Genomic DNA, 5,874 nt, shown 5'->3' with positions numbered 1-5,874 from the left:
AGTCGTAATGAGTCAGGACCGGTGCTTGTTCGGCGAGACGATGGCCATGGGACGCCAGGATCATCGAGGCGGGAGCGGCGGTACGGGCACGGCTGTACGGGACCGTTGCGGCCTCCATCCCATCGCGCAATCCGGCGAGTTGAGCGAGCGGGACACGGTGGAGACGTGCCAGGGTGCGGCCCAGTTGGGCCGCTGCCGCGTCGGGGGATGCCGGTGTGATGCCCGAGCGGCCGGGGAGACGGGTGATCAAGGTCGCGGGTTCGCTGAAGCGCTGTCCGTCGGGGTCGGCGCCCAGAAGCCGGGGAGCCCGGCCCCCCGGTGACCGCGCCGCTACCGAAAGCGGCGCAGGACCAACTCCCGTGCCGGGTCCACAGTTTCCAGCAGGTGAGTGGCGGCGTGGGTACCGCCGACCAGGGGCTGCACGGCGCGCACCGAGACGTGAGAGCCGGCGATTTCGGGCCCGGGTGTCGTGCTCGGCCGCGACAGTCTCCCGCCTGGAACGCCGCCCGTTCCCCTCCGACCTGACGATGGCCCGGCGTGCGGCCGCCGCGGTCGGCGTCCCCACAGATGTGCTAGCCGCGTCCCTCGGACTCCACCACGTCCCGGCCACTACAGTGGATCGCACAGGGCCGTGCCCCGCCGAGGAGGACCCGATGCGCCGCCGCACGCTACTCACCGCCGCTGGACTGGCAGGCCCCGCCGCCGTACTGAGCAGCCTGGACGAAGCCCTCGCCGTCACGCCCGACCCCACGCGCTCCCGCGTCCCCCTCGATGCCCGCCTGGCCGCCGCGCGCGCCGCGTTCGACGGCGGCGGCCACGCCCGGGTCCTGCGGCAGATGCCGGGCCTGCTCGGGGACCTGCACCACGACGTCCGCGCCGAGGGCACCGCGCACGCCCACGCGCGGCTCTCCTCCGCCTACAGCCTCACCGCGTCCGCACTGATCAAGGTCGGCGAGTACGGGCGGGCCCGCCTGGTCGCCGACCGCGCCGCGACGTACGCCGAACTCTCCCAATCCCCGCTCGTGACGGCCGCGGCCGCCCGAGAGCTGTCGATCGTGCTGCGCCACCAGGACCAGCCCGCCTCCGCGCACCGCCTGGTCGTACGGGCTCTCAATGCGGTCGAGGAGACGGGACTGCGCACCGATGCGCAGGCGTCCGCGTACGCGCAGATGCTCTGCACCACCGCCTACACCGCGGCGCGCGCCGGCGACCGGGACCTGGCCCACGCCATGCTCGCCGAGGCCACCCGCGCGGGACGCAGCCTGCCCGAACAGCCCCCGGCCACAAGGCTGTTCCCACTCACCCCGGCCGCGATCCGGCTGTACGGCGTCGGCGTCCACTGGGCGCTCGGCGACAGCGGCCAGGCCCTCACCCTCGCCGACCAGCTCCACGAGCAGCAGTTCGCCACCCGCGAGCGCCGGGCCCGGATGCACTCCGACATCGCGCGCGCCGCGTGGCTGCACGGCTCGCCGGAGAAGACCGCGAACGCGCTCCTGGCCGGACTGCGGGTCTCTCCAGGGGAGATCACCGACCGCACCGCGCTCCGTGGGCTGGTCACCGAGCTGAGCCGTCGTCACCCGAAGGTCGCCGGAGTCCGCGAACTCGCCACCGCCGTCGCACCGGCTGCCTGACCCAGGGCCAAGGCCTGCGGTCAGGGCCGGCGGCACTGGTCCGCCACCTTCCTGAGCCGCAGCAGGCTCTCCTCTTCCGGCAGGGCCGCGGCCGTTGCACGTTCGAGCAGGCGCCGGGCGTATCCGGCGTCCTGGCCGACCGTGTACACCACGTGGACGTCGTTGTAGTCGACGTACAGGCGGGCTGGCCCAGGACGAGCTCGGTGAGGTGGGTCATGGGTACGTGCCCTTCGGGGCCGTGCGGGATCAGGCGCATCGACACGCGGGGGTGTTCGGCCAGCGCGCACAAATGGCTGACCTGCTCGTAGGCGTGGGGCCAGTGGGGGCCGATGTCGACGATGTCGTACCCGAGGACCACCTGAAGGTCCTGGGCCGGGTCCAGGGCCGATGCGCCGGTCCACCTCTGCGGCGTGCTCCTGCGGGGACAGGCTGGTGACGGCGAAGGGAAGTCCCGGCGGGAGCAGGGGCGTCGCCAGACGCACGGCGGAGTAGATCGTGTGGCGCGTGGCTTCTCGCACGCGGCAAGCCGCGCCCGGCGGCCCGTGGCGAGGTCCCAGAGCCGCTCCTGCTCCAGCAGGCATACAAGCTGTTCCCGGCGGATACCGGCCGGGAGCGGGCTGCGCGCCGCATAGGTGCCACCGTGCTCCAGGGCCTGGCGGGTGGACGCCCACAGCGCGAAGGTCTGCGGGGTGAACAGCGCGGACAGGACCGAGTCGATCGCCGGGGTGAGGCCGGTGTCGTGGGGGCTCATGCGGTCGCCTCCTGGTCCCCGGGGCCGTGCTCGGTCCACGGGCCGGGCTGGGACAGCGCGGTGCGGGCACCGTTGTCCGGCAAGGCCCGGCAGCCTGGGAGGCGTTGATCGTCGCGGCGAGCGGGGCGACCCCGCAGGCCAAGGCGAACGTCGCCAGGGCCCTGCGCAGCCGCCGGGAATCGGCTTCGTCGCTCTCGCGGGCGTGCCGGGCGTAGCTCTTCGCCATACGTCCTTCTCAGGTTCTGGGGGAGGGCCCGCCCCGTGCATGGAGGATGCCGGGGCGGGCCGGACAGAGGGTGGTGCTGCGCGTCGCTCGCCGGTGGCGGCGCCGGGTGGGTGGTGCGCCCGCGGGGGCCGGGCTGGCGCACCACCCGGCGGCCGGACTCCCCGGGGCTGAATCCGGGGGCCGTACCGCCCGCCCCCGAGAGGCCGCACCAGCCGGGGGCGTCCTCCCCGACGCGCGGCGCGCACGGGGGGAGGAGTCAGCGTTCGAGAGCGGGCAGGGGGCGCTTGGGGGGATGCCACGGTGTCTGCCCGGTGGCGATCCCGTAGGCCAGCAGCAGAAGCACGGTGATCAGGACGAGCCAGTAGATCGCGGCCCCACGACGGCGCCCGTTCACTGGGGGCGGCGGACGGCGGCGCCCACTGCCCAGGGGGTGGCCTCGTTGACCTGGTCGAGGTACTGCACGGCGATCGGCCGCAAGGCGCGGGCCCAGCCCATCGCCCGAAAGTGCCACGCCTGCGGGGTCTGGGACACGAGGTAGGAGGCCTCGACCATGCCCCTGGCCTCGGCGATGGCGTTCGCGGTCTCCGGGACGCGACGGCGGTCGTCGGTCAGCTCGCTGATCATCCGCTCGAAGGCGCCGCGCATGACCCTGATGGTCTGCTCGGACTCCTCCTGCAACGGTGCGTGCTGACCGGCCCGTAAGAGTGCCGCGCAGGTCCGCAGCACCTGCTGGACATCAACGACGGACGCGGGGGGCGCGGTAACCACAGAGCTCTCCTCAAGAGTTGGTATCGGGGTGTTCCCCGGGGCGACGGGGACGGTGAACCCGGTCACCCCCGGGGGCAGGCGACTGCGCCGTGAGCTCCCCAGCTCGGCGGCGTGCGCCTGAGGGACCCGGCCACCCGCACCGAGCAGGGGGTGTGCGAGGCGGCCGGGGAGTCAGGGACGGGGCTGGGCCCGCCGGCCCAGCGCATTGAGGTGATCGAGGAGGACCGTGCAGTGCGGCGCTAGCGTGTACAGCCGTGCCAGGTACGACGCAGCGTTCGCGGGCAACGGGGGCGGCGCGTCCAGCTGCCGGCGGGCTTCGGCCACCGCGGTCAGGCCCTGGACGCGCAGAGGCTCGGCCGCGTCGAGGTGCAGGGCTTCCTTCTGGACGTCCAGGACGAGCGTGGCCAGGGACTCCTCGAAGTACCGCAGGCTCTTGCGGACCGCGTCGAACTCCAGGAACGCCTCGGGCGGGTCACCGCCCAGGACGCTCGCGCAGGCATCGCGGATCCGCTCACGGCCAGCCGGGGTGAGCGTGCGCGCGGGAGGGACATACGAAGGCCCGCTGGCCCGCTCGTACGACAGCACCACCGTGTCGGCCGCCTCCGGGCTGCGGCCTTCGCACTCCGAGGGCAGGCCCGTCTCTCGGAGGAAAGCGCCCCGATCGCGCAGCAGAGTACGCAGGTGATCGAGCGCGCTTCGGCCCGCAACGAGCTGGCTGAACTCCGGGACCAGTACGCCTCGCACGCTGTGATGTGCGCTGACGAGCGCCATGACCTCTGCCCATCCCGGCCGGCGATCCAGGACGTGCAAGCGGTCCTGGTCGCGGACGACACGGTACGGGTGCCACTCATGTGCCTTCGCGTACTGCTCCATGAAGGCGATCGTTTCGTCAGCCGACTCGTCCGCTTCCACGATCAGGTAGAGAAGCACGTTGGTCGTGGAGTGACCATCGCCGTTCTTCGGTGCAAGGGGAGCAGTCAGCGACATGCCGGTCCTTCGCAGATCAAGGGCCGACGGAACAGCGGGAGTACCCGAATGAGGGGGCTTCCGGTCAACATCGGCCGTGGTTGCTCTGGCCCAACTAGCGTGCTGCACGCCATAGTTAACATTCAAGCTGAAGCGCAATCGGAGGGAAATTGGCACATGCCTGTGAGCGACAAGGGGTGTCATCCGGGGGACAGAACGTGCCAGACTCCGGACTGCCCCCCTCGTTTGCAGGACAGGGCCCTCAATTTGACGGACAGACCCCACGAGTTGGCGAGCAAGGGTCTCGACCTGACTGACAGACCGAAGTGAGGGGACAGTGGCAGCACGACGGGGAGCGACGTACCTACGCGTCATGCTCGGCAAGGAACTGCGCGAGCTACGCGAGAAGCGCAGGCGCACAACGGAAGAGCCCAGCGCGTTCACAGCCGAAGCCGTCTCGACGAAGCTGGGGTTCTCGCGCTCGAAGCTGAGCCGCGTGGAAGCAGGCGAGATTCCTCTGCCCAAGCTGGCCGACCTGGAGGCCCTGCTCGACCACTACGAGGTCAACGACCGCACCGACCGCGAGCAGCTCCTGGAGATGCAGCGCAACTCCCTCAAGTGGGAGCCGCTGACCTCCTACCGACCGCACCTGCCCTCAGGCCTGCCTCGATACATCGGCCTCGAACGCGAGTCGACGGCCATCCGCGGGTACGAGCGCGCGGTCGTGCACGGGCTGCTCCAGCACGAGGACTACGCTCGCGCCCTCATGGAGTCCGCCAAGGTCATCGAGGAGCGCACCACCGAGTCCATGGAGAAGAGCCTGGCGGCGCGCATGGAGCGGAAGGCTCTGCTCGACGGGCGCCAGGTACACATCATCATGACCGAGGCATGCCTGCGTACCGTGGTAGGCAGCCCAGACGTGATGCGACGGCAGTACGCCGAGATCGTGCGCCTCTACGAAGAGCTGGACGTCGAGACGCAGATCATCCCCGAAGACCTGCCCGCGTACCGAGCCGGGTTCAACTTCACCTGCCTGGAGTTCGACGAACTGGACCCTGTGGTCCAGAGCGACAGCCAGGGGGCCACCACCATGTGGTCCAAGCGCTCGGACATCGGGCAGTACCAGAGGCAGTTCAATGCCATGGCCAAAGCGGCTCCCGGGCCTTCCGAGACGCCGCGCATTCTGCACGACCTCGAAAAGAAACTGTGGACAACATGACTGATCACCAGCCCATCACGACGTCCCTCGACTTCGCCCCTGAGGAGGCGTGGTTCCACGCGAGTGCCAGCGACCAGGGCGGTGGTAACTGCGTGGACGTCGCCTTCAACGACTCCCGCGTCGGCGTGCGTGACTCGAAGCGGAAGGACGGACCCGCCTTCGCTGTGACGCCGGCGGCCTGGGCCGCATTCGTCGGCTTCAGCAGCTCCCAGGCGTAAGCAGTAGCCGCTCGGCAAAACGGCGCCGGGGGGGCGCCCCGGGGTAGTAGGGGGGGGGCACCGCCGGCGGGAAGATGGGGCGGGGATCTGGTAGG

General features: G+C 71.1%; 7 protein-coding genes. 3 read left to right on the top strand and 4 right to left on the bottom strand.

Going from position 1 to position 5,874, the window contains the following annotated elements:
* A partial coding sequence (locus ABT160_RS46140) for a phosphotransferase (RefSeq protein WP_351656188.1) occupies window positions 1–565 on the bottom strand: 565 nt, incomplete at its 3' end.
* A gap of 88 nt (window positions 566–653) precedes the next feature.
* On the opposite strand from ABT160_RS46140, the gene ABT160_RS46135 reads away from it, so the two are divergent.
* The gene (locus ABT160_RS46135; RefSeq protein ID WP_351656186.1) at window positions 654–1,631 is read left to right on the top strand and encodes a transcriptional regulator; all 978 of its coding nucleotides are present in this window, start codon (window positions 654–656) and stop codon (window positions 1,629–1,631) included.
* Between the two features lie 20 nt (window positions 1,632–1,651).
* On the opposite strand, the gene ABT160_RS46130 is transcribed toward ABT160_RS46135, so the two are convergent.
* The 3 genes from ABT160_RS46130 to ABT160_RS46120 form a co-directional block, all read right to left on the bottom strand.
* Complete coding sequence (locus tag ABT160_RS46130; protein ID WP_351656183.1) at window positions 1,652–1,783, bottom strand: hypothetical protein; 132 nt, start codon at window positions 1,781–1,783, stop codon at window positions 1,652–1,654.
* Between the two features lie 1,215 nt (window positions 1,784–2,998).
* Window positions 2,999–3,376, bottom strand: a complete 378-nt coding sequence (locus ABT160_RS46125; protein WP_351656181.1) for a hypothetical protein — start codon at window positions 3,374–3,376, stop codon at window positions 2,999–3,001.
* Between the two features lie 171 nt (window positions 3,377–3,547).
* Entirely contained in the window at window positions 3,548–4,363 is an 816-nt protein-coding gene (locus ABT160_RS46120; RefSeq protein WP_351656178.1) for a DUF6415 family natural product biosynthesis protein, read from the bottom strand.
* A 352-nt stretch (window positions 4,364–4,715) separates the two neighbouring features.
* Between ABT160_RS46120 and ABT160_RS46115 the strand changes: the two genes are divergently transcribed.
* Window positions 4,716–5,561 (top strand): helix-turn-helix domain-containing protein, encoded by an 846-nt coding sequence (locus ABT160_RS46115; protein WP_351656176.1) that lies wholly within the window; start codon window positions 4,716–4,718, stop codon window positions 5,559–5,561.
* Window positions 5,558–5,779: a DUF397 domain-containing protein gene (locus ABT160_RS46110; protein ID WP_351656173.1), complete on the top strand. Its 222-nt coding sequence runs from the start codon at window positions 5,558–5,560 to the stop codon at window positions 5,777–5,779. Before ABT160_RS46115 ends, ABT160_RS46110 begins: the two co-directional genes overlap by 4 nt.
* Window positions 5,780–5,874 lie beyond the last annotated feature (95 nt).

Source organism: Streptomyces sp. NPDC001941 (genome assembly GCF_040296945.1).
GTDB lineage: Bacteria > Actinomycetota > Actinomycetes > Streptomycetales > Streptomycetaceae > Streptomyces.
The sequence above is the reverse complement of the archived record's forward strand: the minus strand, read 5'-3'. Positions and strand labels throughout refer to the sequence as shown.